Consider the following 15,313-nt stretch of genomic DNA (forward strand, 5'->3'; position numbering starts at 1 on the left):
TTTTCCGTTTTCTGAGACGACCCCAGTCAAGAACTTCCGGCCGGCTCCAGCAAGCTGGGACGCGCCACGATAGCCTTGAACAGATTGGCGGACCGATCATCGATGAGTTCGATCTGCGGCCATGCCCTCAGTGAGCGCAGCAGGCCGCTACCCAATCCGCGATAAGGCAGGAGCTTGGCGGCAAAGGACGCCAGGATGGGGTTGCGCATATTGGAGTTGCCGGCCTTGATGTTCTCGATAGTCAGGTTGTTGGGCAGGTGGCCAGGGCTGATGATCTCGACACGATCCGCGAAGACCAGTACGCGGATCGGCGCGCTGACGAAGTAGTCGCGGTGAATGAGGGCGTTGGCGACCAGTTCTTCCCAGACGATGCGGGGAATCTCAGGCTGCCCCTGGGAGTTGAAGCCCTGCTCGCCCTGCGCGGCGCGGGTGTTAGCGACGATAAAGCCCAACGTCTGCTGGAACACGTCGGCCAGCTTGCCGACGATGTCGCGGCTGTCGATGTAGCGTTCGTCCTCAATCTGGGTGCCGACAAAGGCGACGGCCTTGACGACGAAGGCGGGTAGCGCGTAGTGCGGTGATTTGGCGAACAGCAGACCGCCCGCCACGTTGAGCTGCCCCTGGTTCATCAGGTTCATGTTGGTCAGCAACTGCGGCAGCGGCTGGTTATGCTGGGCGAGCGGCTCACCGAATTGCTGCTCGAAGAAGGTTTCGAAATAGGGCATGTCCACATCGCCCGCGCTCAAGCCCGCTACGGGCGTTTCGTCGGCGTGCACCAAACCCGCCTGCTGGAACAGGCGCTGCAATTCCTCGCGCGAGGTGGCGCGGCGCTTGTCCGAGCCGTTCTTCACCCAAATCGCGCCGTTCTTGTCCATGTAGGGCTTGTTGACGCCCTCAGCGATAGAGAGCACCAGCACCGTGCCTGCCGGGTGAGGCACGTTTTCCGTGAGCGGGTTCACGGCGGGACGCACGACCTGCGAGGCCACGTTGGCGATGAGCATGTTGAGACGAGCAACGTCGGCGCCGGATAGACCGCGCACCGAACCGTCGTCGTTCACCCCAATGAAGATGCGACCACCAGCGGTGTTGCTGAAGGCAACGATCTCTGCTGCCAAGGCGTCGGCATTGTTGATGTCCGTCTTGAACTGCTGCCGACTGTCCTCGCCCCGGCTGAGCAGGTCGATCAGCTCTGTGGTTTCCATAGGTTGTAGACCTCTTTGCGACGGTTGAAGGCTTCCTGGCCTCCTTCCATGATGTTGATGATGGCGTCCTGCACCGGGCGGGCGTCGATGCTGCCGCTTCGCGTGGCGACCTTCTCGTCCTGGTATTGGCAGGCGTGCACCTGTTCCGCGTCACCCAGCACCGGGAAGTTGGCGTTGTGGGTGGCGAAGATGAATTGGGCGTGAGGCTTCATTTCCCGTAGCAGCTTGATCACATCGTCGTAAATGGTCTGGTTGTCCAGATCGTCTTCCGGTTGGTCGATGATGATCACGTCGTTCTGGCGTTGACTGAGCACGTACAGCAACAGCGCCGAAGCGCGCTGCCCGAGAGAGTGGTGCTTCAACTCTTTGCCGCGATAGCGGATGACGAAGCGGTTGGGCACCTGCCAGGTGACGAAATCGGTCAGGTTCTGCATGAAGGTCTTTTCGAAGACCTCGGGGGTGCTGCCGGCCTTCGCCAAGGCTCCCGGCAAGGCACGTAGGAGGCCGCCAAAATCGGCATAGTCCTCCATCACTGCGCGCAGCGTGGTTTCGCGAATGTTGCTGCCCTTGAAGAGCTGCTGCATGAAGCTGATGGCGGCTTCCTTGTCGCCCTTGAAGTCCGCTTCGATCTGCAGGGCGGTGTGGCCAGCGTTCACGCGGTCCAGCTCTACCTTGATGGTATTGAACTCGCGCAGCCATAGTTCATTGAGTTTGTCGATCTCGGCAAACAGCGCGTCGCGGATGCTGGTCTGCTGTGATTCCTGCTTGGCCAGCGCCTCCAGCATTTGCTCCGCCTTGGTTTTGCGCTGCTGCTGGGCCAGGAAGTCGTCCGGCTGGATGGCAGTCATGCCGGTTTGCTTGAGCTCCTGAGCCAGTTGGCGCTCGACTTGTGCGAACTCCTCCTGAAGGCTCCTGCTTGCGCCTTCAAATTCGCCCTGTTTGGTCTTGAGGCGAGCTGCAATGACGTTCGCTTCTCGCTCGATCTGCTTGAGCTGATCGACCTTGGCAACGAGGCTGGAGAACTCAGCGTAGTAGGCCGTGAAGAAATCCGGGTTCTGCTTGGAAACGTAGCTCGTTGCGTTCCGCAGCTCGTCCTCATGCTCGGCAATCAGACTTCCTAGAGCGAGGATGAAGCTGTCTGCCCGCTCCATCATGCGCGCGAGCGCTGTGGCGTCCTGCTGGAAGCCAAGTCGCTTTTGGAGCTTATCGGCGACACCGTGCTCCGCGAACTTGGTCAGACGGAAGTTGGCATCATTTAGTTGGGTCTCGAAGTCGCGCTTGAGTTCGGCCGTGTTGCTGAGCTTGAGCCAGCGCTGAGCAGCGTCACGCACGCGCTGGCGTTGAACCTCTATTTCGTCACGCAGCACACGCAGCTTCTCGCCAACCAGCTTTTCCACCAGATCGGTCTCGAAGCCTTCGCCGGTGCTGGAAAGGTCCTTCTGGCCGAAGTAGATCGGACGGCGCAGTACGGTTTCCCGGATCGACACGCCGGGTTGCAACTTGCCGCCCAAATAGACATTCGGGGCTTCGCGGAAGATGCGGGAGATGGTGAACTCCTGTCCGTACACGTCACATGCTGTCAGCGTCACCTTGCCGCCGCTGCCAAGGGTATGGCGGATCAACTCATCCTTGTACTTGGTGTCCTGCGCCTTCTCGCCGCGTGGAATGTCGAGGGCGTAGCGTACTGCCTCCAGGATGGACGATTTGCCGCTGCCCCGGATGCCGATCAACGTGTTGAGTTCGGAAGAGAAATGCAGCACTTGCCCATCGAGGATGCCGCCGTCGAAGCGGATGCTGCGGATGTGCGACGCTTGATGTTTGGGCGGCTCCATGGCTACCCGCCCAGCGGGATCGCTCAAGGCAAACTTGACCGCCTCGAAGGACAGTTCGCCCAGCTTCAGGTAGCTGGCTTTGCCTCGACCGATTTCATCGACACTCTTAGGGTCGCTGCCTTCCAGTTCGGCGGGGTACCAGCTCTGTAGCCAGCTTTGAATCTTGGTGCGGCAGGGTTTGTCTTTGCCTGCGCCGTCGTGCGTGCGTACCTTCTGAAAAGCCAGCGTTCTGCGTCGGAAGAACTCGTTTTGCCCCAACTCAGTAAGCCGGCCGCCATCCAGCTCCGCCCACAGGCCACTCGGGGCTTCGACATGGGCGAAGACAAGGAAGAAGTCCCGGTGATAGCCTTCCAGCTTCTTGATGGTCTCCAGAAGCGACCATGAAGTGCGCCCGTTCTCCTGCTCGTACTGCGCGGGCGTTTTACCTTCGAATGCGCTGGTCAGAAAGGGGTTGATGTAATTGTGTTCATCGATCCATTCGTCGGAGAACACAACAAGCGTGTGGATGCCATTAGCCCCGTCATTGACCGACAACTCAACGCCTGGCAGCAGCGCAATACCCTTCTTCTGGGCCGTCTTGCGCAGTGCTTTGAATTCTTCGAAGTCGAACTTGTTGTGGTTGGTAATGACGCCCAATCGGATGTCCGCTTTCTCCAACGCATCCACATAGTTGCTGTTGTAGAAGTTGTCATCGCCCGTGAACTTGAATTCTCGGTCCGCTCGGGTATGCAGATGAAAGTCAGCACGGACCCACTGCGCCCCTTCTGCAAAGACCATGGATCGAGCCTCTGACTGCTTCGGTCGCAGACTTTCCATCATGGTTCATCCTTATAGTTAGTCCGCGCGTAGCCCACCAGTCGAGCGGTCTGCGGGTCATAGATAAACTCGGTGATCGATCCATCTCGAATGCGCTGAACCGCCTCGTCGATCACATGAAGTGGCACTAGGAACCATTCCTCAGGCTGCACAGGATGACCGAAGCGGTCGTTGATCGTGATGTTCAACCGCGCGGGCGCGAACAGTCTGTGGAACAGGTTCTCCATCCGGGTGCGGTTGACGCCCGCGAGCTTGTAGGTCGCTACCACTTCGACCTTCGCCAGCAGGTAGGTGGAGTCGTGTTCGGCGTTGGCAATGCGCGTCTCCACCCTGCCCCCGGTCACGCCCATCTTGTGGATGATGTCGCGGTGCTGCGCGACATAGGGATGATCGGAGAGGGAGCGCAGGACGTAGATCGTGCCGCTTTCGACATCATCGGCCTCAAGCTCGCCGCCGAAGGAGAGTTGTCCGCTCTCGGGCGAGGCCAGCCGCCGCGCGGCGGGGTCGTTGTAGAAAGCGCGCTGGAGCGAGCGCAACAGCAGATTGCTTTCGGTGCCGTTGGAGAAGATGAGGCGCAGGCGGCGGTCCACTTCCCCGGCGGTGGTTCTCAGCGGTTCGCCGACGTCTGCGACGTAGAGCGTGATTCCATCGAGAACGAAAAAGTCCCCGGCCTCAATCGCGCGGCGGCCCGCCTCTATGGGCTGGGACTGGCGCAATCCGGTCTTGACTTCCGTCGCTACGCGCTCGAACAGTGGCTTGAACGCCTCGAAGTCTTCGCAAGGCTTGCGATCCGCGATCTCCTCGGCGGCGCGCTTGTCGGCGCTGGTGCGGACATGGCGTAGGACCGTGATGTCGTCTGCGTCGGCTACGCCCGCCAGCTCGGCGGCCAGGTCGTCGATGTCGATGGCTTCATCTGCCGAAGCGGCAACGGTAGGCGCCCCGGCAAGCAAGCCCTGATGGTCCAGCGGCTCCAGCAGGGCGCGGCAGTCCGGGAGCGCACGCAAGCGGTCCAGGCGCACGGCATAGAGGCGCTCGAAAATATCGCGATCCTCACCATGCTGCGGCGCACGCCCGTGCTTCTCGGTGAAGCGTTGGATTTCCTCGAAGCCCGCGATGACGCGCTCCTCACTGGCCGGCCGTCCGGCCTTCGCCTCGGGCGGTGCGAACTCGGCAAGCTCCGCAGCGAGTTCGTCAAGATCGGAGTTACTCATAGCGCCCCTCCGCCTTGAATCGCATAAAGGCGGCCGCGCCTTCGGCCATGCGTCGCTCCCAGGCATCCTGGGAATCGAGTGCAGGAATGCGTCCGCGCTCCTTCTTGAACTGAACGGCGCGAACAGCCATCTCCTTCGCCTCGTCCGGCGTCAGACTCGTGCGCTTCGCCGAGATGGCCGCCGCGACCTGCTTCAAGCTGTCCTCGCTCATGGTCTTGGCGAGGATGGCGTAGGCTTCGCCAAAGGGGTTGATGCGGTCGATGAGGTCAATGTCCAGCTCGCGCACGTCCATCGCGAAGCGGCGCACGCCGTCGATCAGGGCGGTGTTGGGCGACCCGTCGCTCTCGCCTTCGGTGACAAGCCGCTTGGCCTGTTGCGTCAGGTTGAGGGCGGCGATGGCATGCTGGCGCACGGCCTCCTGATCTTCGGCGTCAAGCTCGGGATACTTGTCCTTGATGATCTTGCCCATGCGAACCTGCGTCAGCTCCTCGGGCACCAACTCCTCATCGAACAGGCCGCGCTCAATGGTGGGCTTGTCCTGCACGAAGGCCGCGATGACTTCGTTCAGGTCTTCCTGACAGATTCGCGCCGCCTCCTTGCTCTTGGGCTCGGCGATGCCCTTGATCTCGATTTGGTACGCCCCTGTCTGCTCATTGACGCCGATGTTGCAGCGATCCGGGTCGTAGCCACCCTCGCCGTAGTTAAAACCCGGCACCGGGCCACTGTCGGGGTTCTTGGGCTTGAACTCGAAGCGCGGAGCAAGAACCTGCTCCATCAGCAGGCTCGCCGCGATGGCCTTTAACGTATCGTTAACGGCCTCGGTGACAGCTTCCTCGGCTGCGTCCGGCTCGGCGATCAGGTTGGTGAACCTCGCGCGGGTCTTGCCGGGCGCGTCGCGGGTAGCTCGGCCGATGATCTGCACGATCTCGGTCAGGCTGGCGCGGTAGCCCACGGTCAGTGCATGTTCGCACCAAATCCAATCGAAGCCTTCCTTCGCCATGCCCAGCGCGATGATGATGTCCACATGGTCGCGGCTGTTCTTCTGCGCCGGGTCTTTGAGCGCGGCGGACACGCGGTCGCGCTTGGCGGCATCGTCATCGACGAGATCGGCGATCCGCAGCACGCGGCCATCGGGGCGCTTGACACGTTGGAAGCCGGTCGCAGGGTCGATGCCTTGCCATTCACCCAGCGCCTCGATGATGTGCTCCACTTCCCGCATCTTGTCCTTCGTGCTCTCGCGCGAATTGACATTCGGGATGTGGATGATGGTCTTCTCGGCGGGATCGAGGACATTGAGGATGTCGTCGACGTAAGGCCCGCTGTAGAAGAAGTAGCCGATGTCGAGTTGCTTGAGGTACTCGTAGCCGTTGAGCTGCTCGTAGTAGGTGTAGGTGACGGTATCGAACTTCGACTCATCCTGCGGCGCGAGCACGGCCTCGGCGTCGCCACGGAAGTAGGAGCCGGTCATGGCGACGATGTGCGTCTTGCCCCGCGCGAAGAACTGCCCCAGGTGCAAGCCGAGCTTGTTGTCCGGATTGGCCGAAACGTGGTGGAACTCATCGACCGCGATCAATCGGTCGTCGAACGCCTCGACGCCGTAGGCATCGACAGCGAAGCGGAAGGTCGCATGGGTGCAGACCAGCACCTTGTCCTCGCCTTCGAGGAATGCGCCCAGCGACTTGACCTTGCCGCCGTTGTCGTTGCCTGGCGCATTGCACAGGTTCCACTTGGGTTCGACCTGCCAGTCCGCCCAGAAGCCGTACTTCGACAGCGGTTCGTCGTTGAAGCTGGCACCGATGGACCTCTCCGGCACAACGATGATGGCCTGCTTCAAGCCTTGGTTCTTGAGCTTGTCGAGTGCCACGAACATCAGCGCACGGCTCTTGCCCGATGCGGGCGGCGACTTGATAAGCAGGTATTGCTCGCCCCGCTTCTCGTAGGCCCGCTCCTGCATGGGCCGCATCCCAAGAGCATTGGCCTTGGTCGATGCGCCGTTTCGGGCGTAGGTGACGGAAACGGACGGTACGGACTTGATCTTGTCGCTCATGCGTTGGCTCCCGCCTTGCGTTTCTTGCCCTTGGCCGGTGCAGCCGAAGCGGTCATCTTGGTATAAAGGTCAAACAGCTTTTCCAGCCGCTCAGTGTCGTTCTTGAAGCGCCGACCGATGTAGATGCGCTCCAGCACTTCGTCGTTGCGATCATGTGCGGCACGCAGGTCAGCGGGCATGTTCTCGGGGTCGTACAGGTCCGCGATGGTCGCGGGGAAGTGATGCTCCCGCGCCAGCAAGATATCCTCAGCGCAGCGCGTGAGATCGACCTTGTTCTTGTCGGTGAGCGTGGGCACGGGGAAGGTGTTCCAGCCGAGGGTATTGGAGTAGCGAATATCGGTCTTCAGCCTGCCACAAACGGTGGCGATCCAAACGAGATGCAGGCGTGATGCAATCAGTGCCAAGTTCCAAAGCGGCGCATCGTAAATCACCGACGCGAGATTGGAGACAACGGTGTCATATCCAGTTATCTCGCACGGAAGAAACAACCTTCGTTCCGACGACACATTCGGAACTGCGATTGCAGCGTGGCGACTATGAGGGGCGAAAACGAAGCGATGCGGCGTGGCAGCGTTCTCGTTGGCTTGAGCTCCGTTACTACTCAAGCGCATTTCGCGAACCTTTTCGAGGCGGTCACGAAGAATATCGATGCGATTTACCTCTTCAAGATCGTCATCCTCGATCCATATGCACCAGCGAGCTCCACCGTTTATCAATTCGCGCGATCCAACGTAGCGCTTTAGGAAGCGTCTGGCATCTGGACTCGCTGCAATTATTTGATCCTTCTCTTCAGTAGATGGTGTCAGATGACCTCCATCAGTCGGCTTATTCCCCGACTGCATATGTCCGATGGCTGAAAGCGCACTCGATCTCTTCGTGACAATCACGGTATCAGCAGCGACAAGATACGGACTAATGTTGGCGCATGATCTAACAGTGCCTTCGCCGAACAGTTTCCTTTCAGAGCCAGGGTTGGTCGTCAGGCCGAGAATCACACACGTGACAGCAGCTTTGTTACTAGCGAGGTTGCTCCACAAGAACGATGTGTGCGCAAAGTTGATCGTGTTGCACTCTTTAAATACGAGCGGCCAAAGCATTGCAACTTGCTCTCCTTGAGTGATGGAGTTAGTCGTTACGAATGCGCTTGCCGCCCCAGTAAAATTGTTGAACTGAGCTGCTTTCAGAACGAACGCGGCTACATAGTCCAAATCCTTGTAAGTCTTTAGAAGGGGCGCGAGGACTCGCGCCATGTCTTCCTTCTGCTGCGCTGTCTGACCAACGCTTCCTTGGTACGGCGGATTGCCGCAGATGTACGTCTCGCCGCCTTCGTTCTCGAAGTCAATCTCCGCTTGGTCGAGCGGCGTCTCAAACAGATCATCCGCCAGCACCTTCACGTCCGTCCCGGTGGGCGGGCAAACGCTCAACCAGTCGAGCCGCAGCGCGTTGCCGCAGGTGATCCAGTTCTCGTTACGCAGGGGCAGAAACTCGGCCAGGGCCAGCTTCTGCCCCCGGTACAGCACGTCGCACTGATACTCGGCGATGACCAGCGCAAGGCGGGCAATCTCCGCCGGGAAGTCACGCAGCTCAATCCCGCGAAAGTTGGTGAGCGGGATCTCCGACGCGCGATCCGGCTCGCCGCGCCGCCGATTGATCTCGGCCTCGATGGCGCGCATTTCCTTATAAGCGATGACCAGAAAATTGCCCGAGCCGCAGGCCGGGTCGAATACCCTGATCTTGGCAATGCGCTTGCGCAGGTTGAGCAACACGCGGGCGTTGTCGCCCGCCTCCTCCAGCTTCGCCCGCAGGTCGTCGAGGAACAGCGGATTGAGCACCTTCAGAATGTTGGGAACGCTGGTGTAGTGCATCCCCAGCTCGCCGCGCTCCTCGTCTTCGGCCACGGCCTGGATCATCGAGCCGAAGATGTCAGGATTGATCTTGGTCCAGTCCAGGCCACCAACGTGCAGCAGGTAGGACCGGGCGATCTTGCTGAATCGCGGCACCTCGTCGCCGCCGGAGAACAAAGCCCCGTTGACGTAGGGGAAATCTTCGGCCCATCGAGGAATCTTGGCGGCAGCCCGGTCCTCGCGCTTGGTGTTCATGGCGCGGAACAGCGTGGCGATGACCTCGTGCGTGTTGGACGAGTCCTTGGCGCTCATCTGCGCAACGGTTTCGGTGAAACGCCCCTTCCCGATGAAAATGTCGGTGTCCTCGGCGAAGAAACAGAAAATCAGCCGCGCCATGAGCTTGTTCATGTCGTGGCGGCGCTCCGCCGTGCCCCATTCAGGGTTGTCTTTCAGCAGTTCGACGTACAGACGGTTCAGGCGGCTGGTGGCCCGAATGTCGAAGGCGTTTTCGCTGATCTGGCGGACGGTACTGATGCCCGCCAGCGGCAGGAAGAAGCCGAAGTGGTCGGGAAAGTCTTTGAAGGCACAGGCGACGGTCTCACCGCTGGCCAGGTCTTCGGCCTCGAAGTCCGCACCGTCGGTGGCGAGGATGAACTTCGCCTTGGCCTTGGCCGTCGCCGGGCTGGCCTTGAGAGCGGCCAGCGTCTGTGTCACCCGCCCTACGTCGCAGGTCAGGATGTGGATATTGCTGGTCTGGAGAACACCGCCGAGGTCGGACTTGTTCGACGCCCCCGCGCGCAGGCGCTTGATGGTGGTCGCTTTGTTGCCGAACGCCTCAAGAAAGGCATAGGGGAACTCCGCACGGTCGAACGGCTGCTCCGCGAGGTCGGTGATGGCTTGTTCGATTTCTACGGCGTTCATGGACGTGCAGCCCCCTCTCGGGGCGAGGCCGCCTGGTTGCTATCGTTTTTCGGGGCGCTCATGTCTTGTCCTGCGTTTTCTCGGCTATCTGCGCGGCAATCCAGCGATCCAGCTCGCTGCGACGAAACCGCCAGGTGCCGCCCAGCTTGAATCCCGGTATCTCCCCCTGCTGGGCCAGCCGGTAAACGGTCTTCTTCCCTGCCTTGAGGTAGACCGCCACTTCATCCAGCGTGAGAATTTCGCTATCAGGTTGGTTCATGTCAGGCGGCTCGCTTGGTGTCGCGCGGCGAAGTCTTCCAAAGTTTGGCCAAGTTTACCATCTGATCCACCCAAGTGAACCCCGAATCTCATGTGCGCGACGCCATGGATTCGGCCGGCGCCATGCGTTGCGGCGGGCTCGCGGCACCGGCTCGATGGCAAGGCCATGTGCTTTAGCCACCGGGTCGTAGATGGTTTACGCCAAGAAGGTGGTCGGCGTGTCTTCTTCCGGGGAAAACACGCAACGTAGTACTCTTTGGCCTTCACAGCCGCGCTCTCTGTGGCCTCATCTGGATGAGACGGGCTAGGCAAATCAGCGTGAGGTGTGCGATGGGCAGGAAGGAAACCGAGGAAGCAATTGCAGACAGCCGCGCCGGCCGTGTCTCGGGGCGGTTCGCCACAGTCGCCGAGCTGCTGGCCGACCTGAACGCTGACGACACCCCGAACATTCAGCACGGCAGCGCCAACGTCTATGCCGACCTGGGCTATCCCGACGCCGGCGAAATGCTGGTCAAGACCCGACTCGTCACCAAGATCGGCGAGGCCATCAAGGCGCGACAGTTGTCGACCGAGCAAGCGGCTACGCTTCTCGGATTGACGCCGGCCGCGCTGCACGAGCTGCTGACCGGCCGCTTTCGCTCGCAATCGGTCAATGACCTGGAGCGCCTGGCATCCATGCTTGATGAGGCCAGTCGATGACAGGCTCGAAGAACCTGGAAAACTGGCTGCATGAGAAGGTCGGCCCGGCCTATGACGCCTTGAAGGCCGATCCCGCCCGCGCCGTCACGCCTGACCAGGTGCGCTACACCCTGGCCGAGCTGCTGGCCGAGGCCGAAGCCGCCGGCGTGTATCCACTGCCGCCGGAACAACGCGAATGGGTGGATGCGCCGGCCGTTGGCCGTGAGCTGACGCCTTTCGACCCGGCCGAGACGCTGACCTCGGCCGAGGCGATCAGCACCTTCCTGGCCGAAGCCGAGGCCACAGCCGACCCGGCCTATATCGAACACGCACAGGCCGTCGCAGCGCGGGCGAAGGCCATGCACGGCATCGAGTAGGAGAGCTGGCCAGCATCGCCATTCCTGGCGGTGCTGCAGCTCGACGTGCGCCGTTCTGGTGCGCTGGATCTCATCGCTAGAAGCGACGATGCGATCCACGCCAAGGGAGAAGGCCAGAGCGGCCGTCATCGTCCGATCTGGCGATGCTCGAGCACGCCAGCGCACATCGTCACCTTTGACGATGCAGGCCCGGAAATGACAAGGGCGGCCAATGGCCGCCCTTGCTGCTCCTGGTGCGCGTGCCTACGCGGCGCCGAGTGACTGCCGCACCGCGTCCAGGGCCTCGCGAAAGTCGGCAGGTGTCGCCTGGCCCGTCTCGGCCTGGTAAAACACGACCATGAAAGCGTTCGCCACGGCCTCGGCGAGCGGCCCGAGCTGCCGCGCCGCGTCCTGGTCTAGCCAGTCGAGCGCGGCGAGTTGCACGGCTGCATGATGAACGGCCTGCGTTGCATTGGTAGGATTCAGGGTTGCCATGATTCACCTCTCTAACAGGTGGGTTGTGGAAGTGTCGGCCGGCCCCACGCCGGCCGACGCGCTTATCGGCTGCCGGTGCCGTAGAAGCCGGCGGCCTCGGCCAGCGGCGTGCTTCTCGCGCTGCTGCCGTAGCTGCTGGCGTAGCCGCCCGACCTGGCCGCCAGCTTGGTGGCCTCAATGACGGGCGGAGCAGGTCGATCAACAAAGGCCGCAACTTCTGCCGCCGGGTCTGCATCAGTCGATTGATCGTCGACCGGCTCAACCTCAACCGCCTGCGCCTGGCGCTGCTCGGCAGCGGCAACGTCCAGGCAGTCGAAAAATCCTCTCGGCGTCATCGTCATACCTCCTTGTCGCGGTTGGCGAACGCGACCACTTCATCATCAGGATCAGCAGCAGCCGAATCGGCCCCTGCCAGGCTGTTGCCGCCGAAGCTGGGCACATCGTCGACCGCCCGGTCTGTCTGGCTGCTCGCCCGGATTGCGGCGGCGATCTTCCCTCCGGTGGTGTCGGCGATGCGTTCGGCGGCGGCGTCGCGGATGCTGGCCGCCTTGGCCTGCGCAACGTCGCCAATGCCTTGCACCAGGTTCGCAGCCGTCGCAGCGACAAGGCCTCCCGCACCTCGGCCGGCTTGGCCGCCAGCGTCGCTGCCGCCGCCGGCCTTCGAGCCGCCGACATCGCCGCTACCCTTCGAGCTGGAGCCGGCTTTGTCGCCGCCCCTCGATTCGCCGCCGCTGCCGCCCGAATTGCTGGAGCTTCCAGAGCTGTAAAAGCCAGCCGCCTGGCCGAGCGGCGTACTTGTGCCGGCACTGGAACCGCCGCCACCAAAGCCCGCCGCCTGCGCGAACGGTCCAGCATCGGAATCACCGCCAGCACCACCACCAAACATGGGCACTCCGCCCGATTCGCCACCGGCGCTAGCCCCTGCTTTCTCGAACGCCGCCCTAATCGCCGACATGCCGCCGGCGGCCGAGGCCGCACCGCCCATCACGGCCGCGCCAGCCACGCTGGCCGCTCCGGCGGCCATACTCGACGCGCCCATAGCCGCACCGATGGCGGCACCTGCACCGAAGTTGCCAATGCCGCCAGCGCCACCGATCCCCGAGCCGGTGATGATGCCGGCGACAAGCGGGGGCACACGATTGACCAGCATGAGCAACGCCACGCAGAACACCAGCATCACGCCCAGCTCTTCAAAGTTCAGGGTGCCGGTGTTCATCCTGGCGTAGAAGCTGGAAAGCAGGTCGTTCCCGATGCCGACCAGGAGCACCATCGTCATGATCTGCGCGGCCACGCCCAGCACGGTCTTGTAGTAGTTGATCGCCATGTCGGAAGTCCAACGGCTTCCACCGAAGCCGAGGAAGAAGATTCCGGCGTACATCAGCAGCCAGCCTGATACGAGCAGCAGCAACATATTCACGGCGACAACAGCCAGCAGGATCAGGATGCCGACGCTCAAGGCCACACCGATGAAGCTATCCACGGGCGACCAGATCGACGAGTTCCTGAATGCCTGCTTCAAGATCATGAAGCCGATATCCACAATGCCCGAGGGTGTCACCGACGCCACCCCGGACGCCTGCTCGCCGATCCGGGCCAGTGACTGGATGATCGAGTTGGCGAAGGCCGGGCCGTTGCGCAATAGCCAGAGGAAGAAGCCGAAGAACAGGATGAACCTGATGAACTCGGCGAAGAACTCGCCAATGTCAGCCTTGCGCAGCGCCATGAAGCCGAAGGTGAAAACCAGCGAGATCGTGCCCAGCGTCCAGAACAGGAACATCGCGGCATTCATCACCACCGTCTGCCAGGACGTGGCTCGCGTGGCGAACTCCGTCACCACCTGGTCAAGCATCCCCTGATTGGTGAGTTGGGCCGATGCGGCGGTGGAGTAAAGCGCGAGGGCGACGCCGATCAGCGCCGCCTTGTGCAGTGTTTTCATGGCTTCGCCTCCTTCTGGTCTTTCGGGTCGGCCAGTTCGAGCCAGTTCATGGGCTTCTCGGTCGGCGCGATGCCGCCGGCGGCCGGCGACCGGCGCGAGCACAGCCCGGCGAATTTCTCGCGCGTGGCCCTGTCCTCGATCTTCTTGATCGCCTCGATCTGGCAATTGGTGTCATTGACCTCGGGCATGGGCGGGATGGCCGGCTTGTTGTCGCAACCAGCCACCAGCACCACCACGAGGCCGGTAAGCAGCATCGTTTTCTTCATGGTGCAGGGCCTCCGTCAGCGGGTCAGTTCGAGCCAGTTTCTCGGGTTGGCCGTCCGCTCGATCCTGGACTCCCGGGAAGTCGCGCCGGCGGCCTGCTGTTGCGCCTCTAGGTCGGCCTGCGCCTGCATCCTGGCCGTCGCGGCGTTCTGCTGTGCGATCAGCAGGCCACGGATTTGCAGAAGCTGGTTTGCCTGGTTGGCGGCGAGCTGGTTGGCGTAGCCGATGGCCTGCATCTGCCCGGTCGCGCCCTGCGCGGCGGACTGGAGCCGTTCGAGCTGGCGAGCATCGGCGGAAAGGTTGCGCTGCTGTTGCTCCAGGCCCTTGAAAAGCGCGTCGTTCGCCTTCTTCTGACTCTCGCTCGCCAGGCTGCGGTTTTGCTCCATCGCAGCGCGCTCGGCATCCGAGCACCCAGCGGCCGAGAAGCAAGGCGAACCACGGTAATAGGCCACATCCTGGAACTTGCCCAGGTACGCATCGATGCTGCCGAGCTGATTCCGGTAGTAGTTCAGCGTGTCGGTGGCGGCCATCAGTCCATTGATGGTGGACTGCGCCTGGTCCCAGATATAGGCGGCCGGAGCCATGGTGTTTTGCAGCATGTTTTCGTACTGCTGCAATTGAGTCTGGTACTGCTCGATCTGCTTGAGCGTCTGCGCCACCGACTCAATGGCGGTCATGACGTTCTGCACCAGGTTGCCGCCGTCGATGACGGGGATGCCGGCCTGCGCCGGGGTGACGATGATGCTGCCGGCCAGAGCGGCGGCGAGCGCGGTTTTAGCCGCTAAAAAACGGACGTGCTTCATGGTCGCAATCTCCATTCGATGAAAGAAAGGCAATGCCTTGACCAAGCTCGCGCTTGCCCACGGCAAGGTTTCATCGAAGAGCTACGCCACTAGCTAATCGGTATCGCCCTTGGCACTGAGGCCCGGGCTTCGGTGATTCTGCTCTCGGCCCTTACGGGGTGTCCCTGGCCTTATGCGTCCTCCCGAGAGTTGATAACGCTCAGGCCGGCGGCCTGGAAGTGCCTCGTGTCGCGTCCGGCACACGGAAATTTAGCCGCTAAAACTCTCAACGGTCGGCCCTCGGCTGCACCACCGATTTCATAAGCCGACTCATTTCATCCTGAGTAGCTTCGATCCGAGCCAACAGGGCGAGAATCGTTGCATCGCCGAAACGGGCAGTGCGCGGATCGTCGGTCAGCCAGAGCTTGAGCAATCCGCCCAGCCGGCCAAGGTCGCCATTCACCCGCGCCAGCTCGCGTACGTAGTGGTAGTCCATGACTCCCTTGACCTGGTAGCCCTGGCCTACGTCGCGCAGATAGCGCGCCACGCTGATCCCCGCCATCTTGGCGTTCGCCTCAATCAGTTCGCGTTCTTCTGGAAGGCAGTACACCTTGATCGGCGGGCTGCCCTTCCTGGTGATTCGATTCTCGTCACCCATGTGTCCTCCAACC

General features: G+C 61.7%; 14 protein-coding genes. 2 read left to right on the forward strand and 12 right to left on the reverse strand.

Features of this window, described 5'->3' with window-relative positions; genetic code table 11:
• Positions 1 to 26: 26 nt before the first annotated feature.
• From G4D77_RS03580 to mads1, 6 genes are read right to left on the reverse strand one after another with little or no spacing between them, the layout of a single operon-like run.
• Positions 27 to 1,202, reverse strand: a complete 1,176-nt coding sequence (locus G4D77_RS03580; protein ID WP_166226536.1) for an RNA/DNA-binding domain-containing protein — start codon at positions 1,200 to 1,202, stop codon at positions 27 to 29.
• Complete coding sequence (locus G4D77_RS03585; RefSeq protein WP_116356570.1) at positions 1,184 to 3,853, reverse strand: TrlF family AAA-like ATPase; 2,670 nt, start codon at positions 3,851 to 3,853, stop codon at positions 1,184 to 1,186. The genes G4D77_RS03580 and G4D77_RS03585 overlap by 19 nt, the downstream gene beginning before the upstream one ends.
• Positions 3,850 to 5,061 (reverse strand): GIY-YIG nuclease family protein, encoded by a 1,212-nt coding sequence (locus G4D77_RS03590; protein ID WP_166226534.1) that lies wholly within the window; start codon positions 5,059 to 5,061, stop codon positions 3,850 to 3,852. The genes G4D77_RS03585 and G4D77_RS03590 overlap by 4 nt, the downstream gene beginning before the upstream one ends.
• Positions 5,054 to 7,108 carry a DEAD/DEAH box helicase gene (locus tag G4D77_RS03595; protein WP_166226532.1) on the reverse strand — a complete coding sequence of 685 codons (2,055 nt, stop codon included), beginning with the start codon at positions 7,106 to 7,108 and terminating at the stop codon, positions 5,054 to 5,056. Before G4D77_RS03595 ends, G4D77_RS03590 begins: the two co-directional genes overlap by 8 nt.
• Positions 7,105 to 9,873 (reverse strand): class I SAM-dependent DNA methyltransferase, encoded by a 2,769-nt coding sequence (locus tag G4D77_RS03600; RefSeq protein WP_166226530.1) that lies wholly within the window; start codon positions 9,871 to 9,873, stop codon positions 7,105 to 7,107. The genes G4D77_RS03595 and G4D77_RS03600 overlap by 4 nt, the downstream gene beginning before the upstream one ends.
• 58 nt (positions 9,874 to 9,931) lie before the next feature.
• Positions 9,932 to 10,132: a methylation-associated defense system helix-turn-helix domain-containing protein MAD1 gene (gene mads1, locus G4D77_RS03605; RefSeq protein WP_010378957.1), complete on the reverse strand. Its 201-nt coding sequence runs from the start codon at positions 10,130 to 10,132 to the stop codon at positions 9,932 to 9,934.
• A gap of 329 nt (positions 10,133 to 10,461) precedes the next feature.
• On the opposite strand from mads1, the gene G4D77_RS03610 reads away from it, so the two are divergent.
• Together G4D77_RS03610 and G4D77_RS03615 are read left to right on the forward strand one after the other, a co-directional pair.
• Positions 10,462 to 10,830, forward strand: coding sequence for a helix-turn-helix domain-containing protein (locus G4D77_RS03610; RefSeq protein WP_166226528.1), 369 nt, complete (start codon positions 10,462 to 10,464; stop codon positions 10,828 to 10,830).
• Positions 10,827 to 11,186 carry a helix-turn-helix domain-containing protein gene (locus tag G4D77_RS03615; protein ID WP_047350575.1) on the forward strand — a complete coding sequence of 120 codons (360 nt, stop codon included), beginning with the start codon at positions 10,827 to 10,829 and terminating at the stop codon, positions 11,184 to 11,186. The genes G4D77_RS03610 and G4D77_RS03615 overlap by 4 nt, the downstream gene beginning before the upstream one ends.
• A 243-nt stretch (positions 11,187 to 11,429) precedes the next feature.
• Here G4D77_RS03615 and G4D77_RS03620 read toward each other — a convergent pair whose 3' ends face one another.
• The 6 genes from G4D77_RS03620 to traJ form a co-directional block, all read right to left on the reverse strand.
• Positions 11,430 to 11,660 (reverse strand): type I toxin-antitoxin system ptaRNA1 family toxin, encoded by a 231-nt coding sequence (locus tag G4D77_RS03620; protein ID WP_010378963.1) that lies wholly within the window; start codon positions 11,658 to 11,660, stop codon positions 11,430 to 11,432.
• A gap of 62 nt (positions 11,661 to 11,722) precedes the next feature.
• Positions 11,723 to 12,001: a hypothetical protein gene (locus G4D77_RS03625; RefSeq protein ID WP_047350574.1), complete on the reverse strand. Its 279-nt coding sequence runs from the start codon at positions 11,999 to 12,001 to the stop codon at positions 11,723 to 11,725.
• Positions 11,998 to 13,596, reverse strand: coding sequence for a P-type conjugative transfer protein TrbL (gene trbL / locus G4D77_RS03630; RefSeq protein WP_166226526.1), 1,599 nt, complete (start codon positions 13,594 to 13,596; stop codon positions 11,998 to 12,000). The genes G4D77_RS03625 and trbL overlap by 4 nt, the downstream gene beginning before the upstream one ends.
• On the reverse strand, positions 13,593 to 13,862 hold the full coding sequence (gene trbK, locus G4D77_RS03635) for an entry exclusion lipoprotein TrbK (protein WP_026437069.1): 270 nt from the start codon (positions 13,860 to 13,862) through the stop codon (positions 13,593 to 13,595). The genes trbL and trbK overlap by 4 nt, the downstream gene beginning before the upstream one ends.
• A 15-nt stretch (positions 13,863 to 13,877) precedes the next feature.
• A complete protein-coding gene (gene trbJ / locus G4D77_RS03640) occupies positions 13,878 to 14,663 on the reverse strand; it encodes a P-type conjugative transfer protein TrbJ (RefSeq protein WP_033996778.1) in 786 nt (261 codons plus the stop codon).
• Positions 14,664 to 14,928: 265 nt separating this feature from the next.
• Positions 14,929 to 15,300, reverse strand: coding sequence for a conjugal transfer transcriptional regulator TraJ (traJ, locus tag G4D77_RS03645; RefSeq protein ID WP_166226524.1), 372 nt, complete (start codon positions 15,298 to 15,300; stop codon positions 14,929 to 14,931).
• Positions 15,301 to 15,313 lie beyond the last annotated feature (13 nt).

The sequence above is a fragment of the Delftia sp. WY8 genome (assembly GCF_018437695.1).
GTDB lineage: Bacteria > Pseudomonadota > Gammaproteobacteria > Burkholderiales > Burkholderiaceae_C > Comamonas > Comamonas tsuruhatensis.

Bases quoted from the DNA above. Each gene is read 5' to 3' on its own strand.
- G4D77_RS03585 (WP_116356570.1), bottom strand. From the start codon at position 3,853: ATGATGGAAAGTCTGCGACCGAAGCAGTCAGAGGCTCGATCCATGGTC.
- G4D77_RS03615 (WP_047350575.1), top strand. From the start codon at position 10,827: ATGACAGGCTCGAAGAACCTGGAAAACTGGCTGCATGAGAAGGTCGGC.
- trbK (WP_026437069.1), bottom strand. From the start codon at position 13,862: ATGAAGAAAACGATGCTGCTTACCGGCCTCGTGGTGGTGCTGGTGGCT.
- G4D77_RS03610 (WP_166226528.1), top strand. From the start codon at position 10,462: ATGGGCAGGAAGGAAACCGAGGAAGCAATTGCAGACAGCCGCGCCGGC.
- traJ (WP_166226524.1), bottom strand. From the start codon at position 15,300: ATGGGTGACGAGAATCGAATCACCAGGAAGGGCAGCCCGCCGATCAAG.
- mads1 (WP_010378957.1), bottom strand. From the start codon at position 10,132: ATGAACCAACCTGATAGCGAAATTCTCACGCTGGATGAAGTGGCGGTC.
- G4D77_RS03590 (WP_166226534.1), bottom strand. From the start codon at position 5,061: ATGAGTAACTCCGATCTTGACGAACTCGCTGCGGAGCTTGCCGAGTTC.
- trbJ (WP_033996778.1), bottom strand. From the start codon at position 14,663: ATGAAGCACGTCCGTTTTTTAGCGGCTAAAACCGCGCTCGCCGCCGCT.
- G4D77_RS03580 (WP_166226536.1), bottom strand. From the start codon at position 1,202: ATGGAAACCACAGAGCTGATCGACCTGCTCAGCCGGGGCGAGGACAGT.
- G4D77_RS03600 (WP_166226530.1), bottom strand. From the start codon at position 9,873: ATGAACGCCGTAGAAATCGAACAAGCCATCACCGACCTCGCGGAGCAG.
- G4D77_RS03620 (WP_010378963.1), bottom strand. From the start codon at position 11,660: ATGGCAACCCTGAATCCTACCAATGCAACGCAGGCCGTTCATCATGCA.
- G4D77_RS03595 (WP_166226532.1), bottom strand. From the start codon at position 7,108: ATGAGCGACAAGATCAAGTCCGTACCGTCCGTTTCCGTCACCTACGCC.
- trbL (WP_166226526.1), bottom strand. From the start codon at position 13,596: ATGAAAACACTGCACAAGGCGGCGCTGATCGGCGTCGCCCTCGCGCTT.
- G4D77_RS03625 (WP_047350574.1), bottom strand. From the start codon at position 12,001: ATGACGATGACGCCGAGAGGATTTTTCGACTGCCTGGACGTTGCCGCT.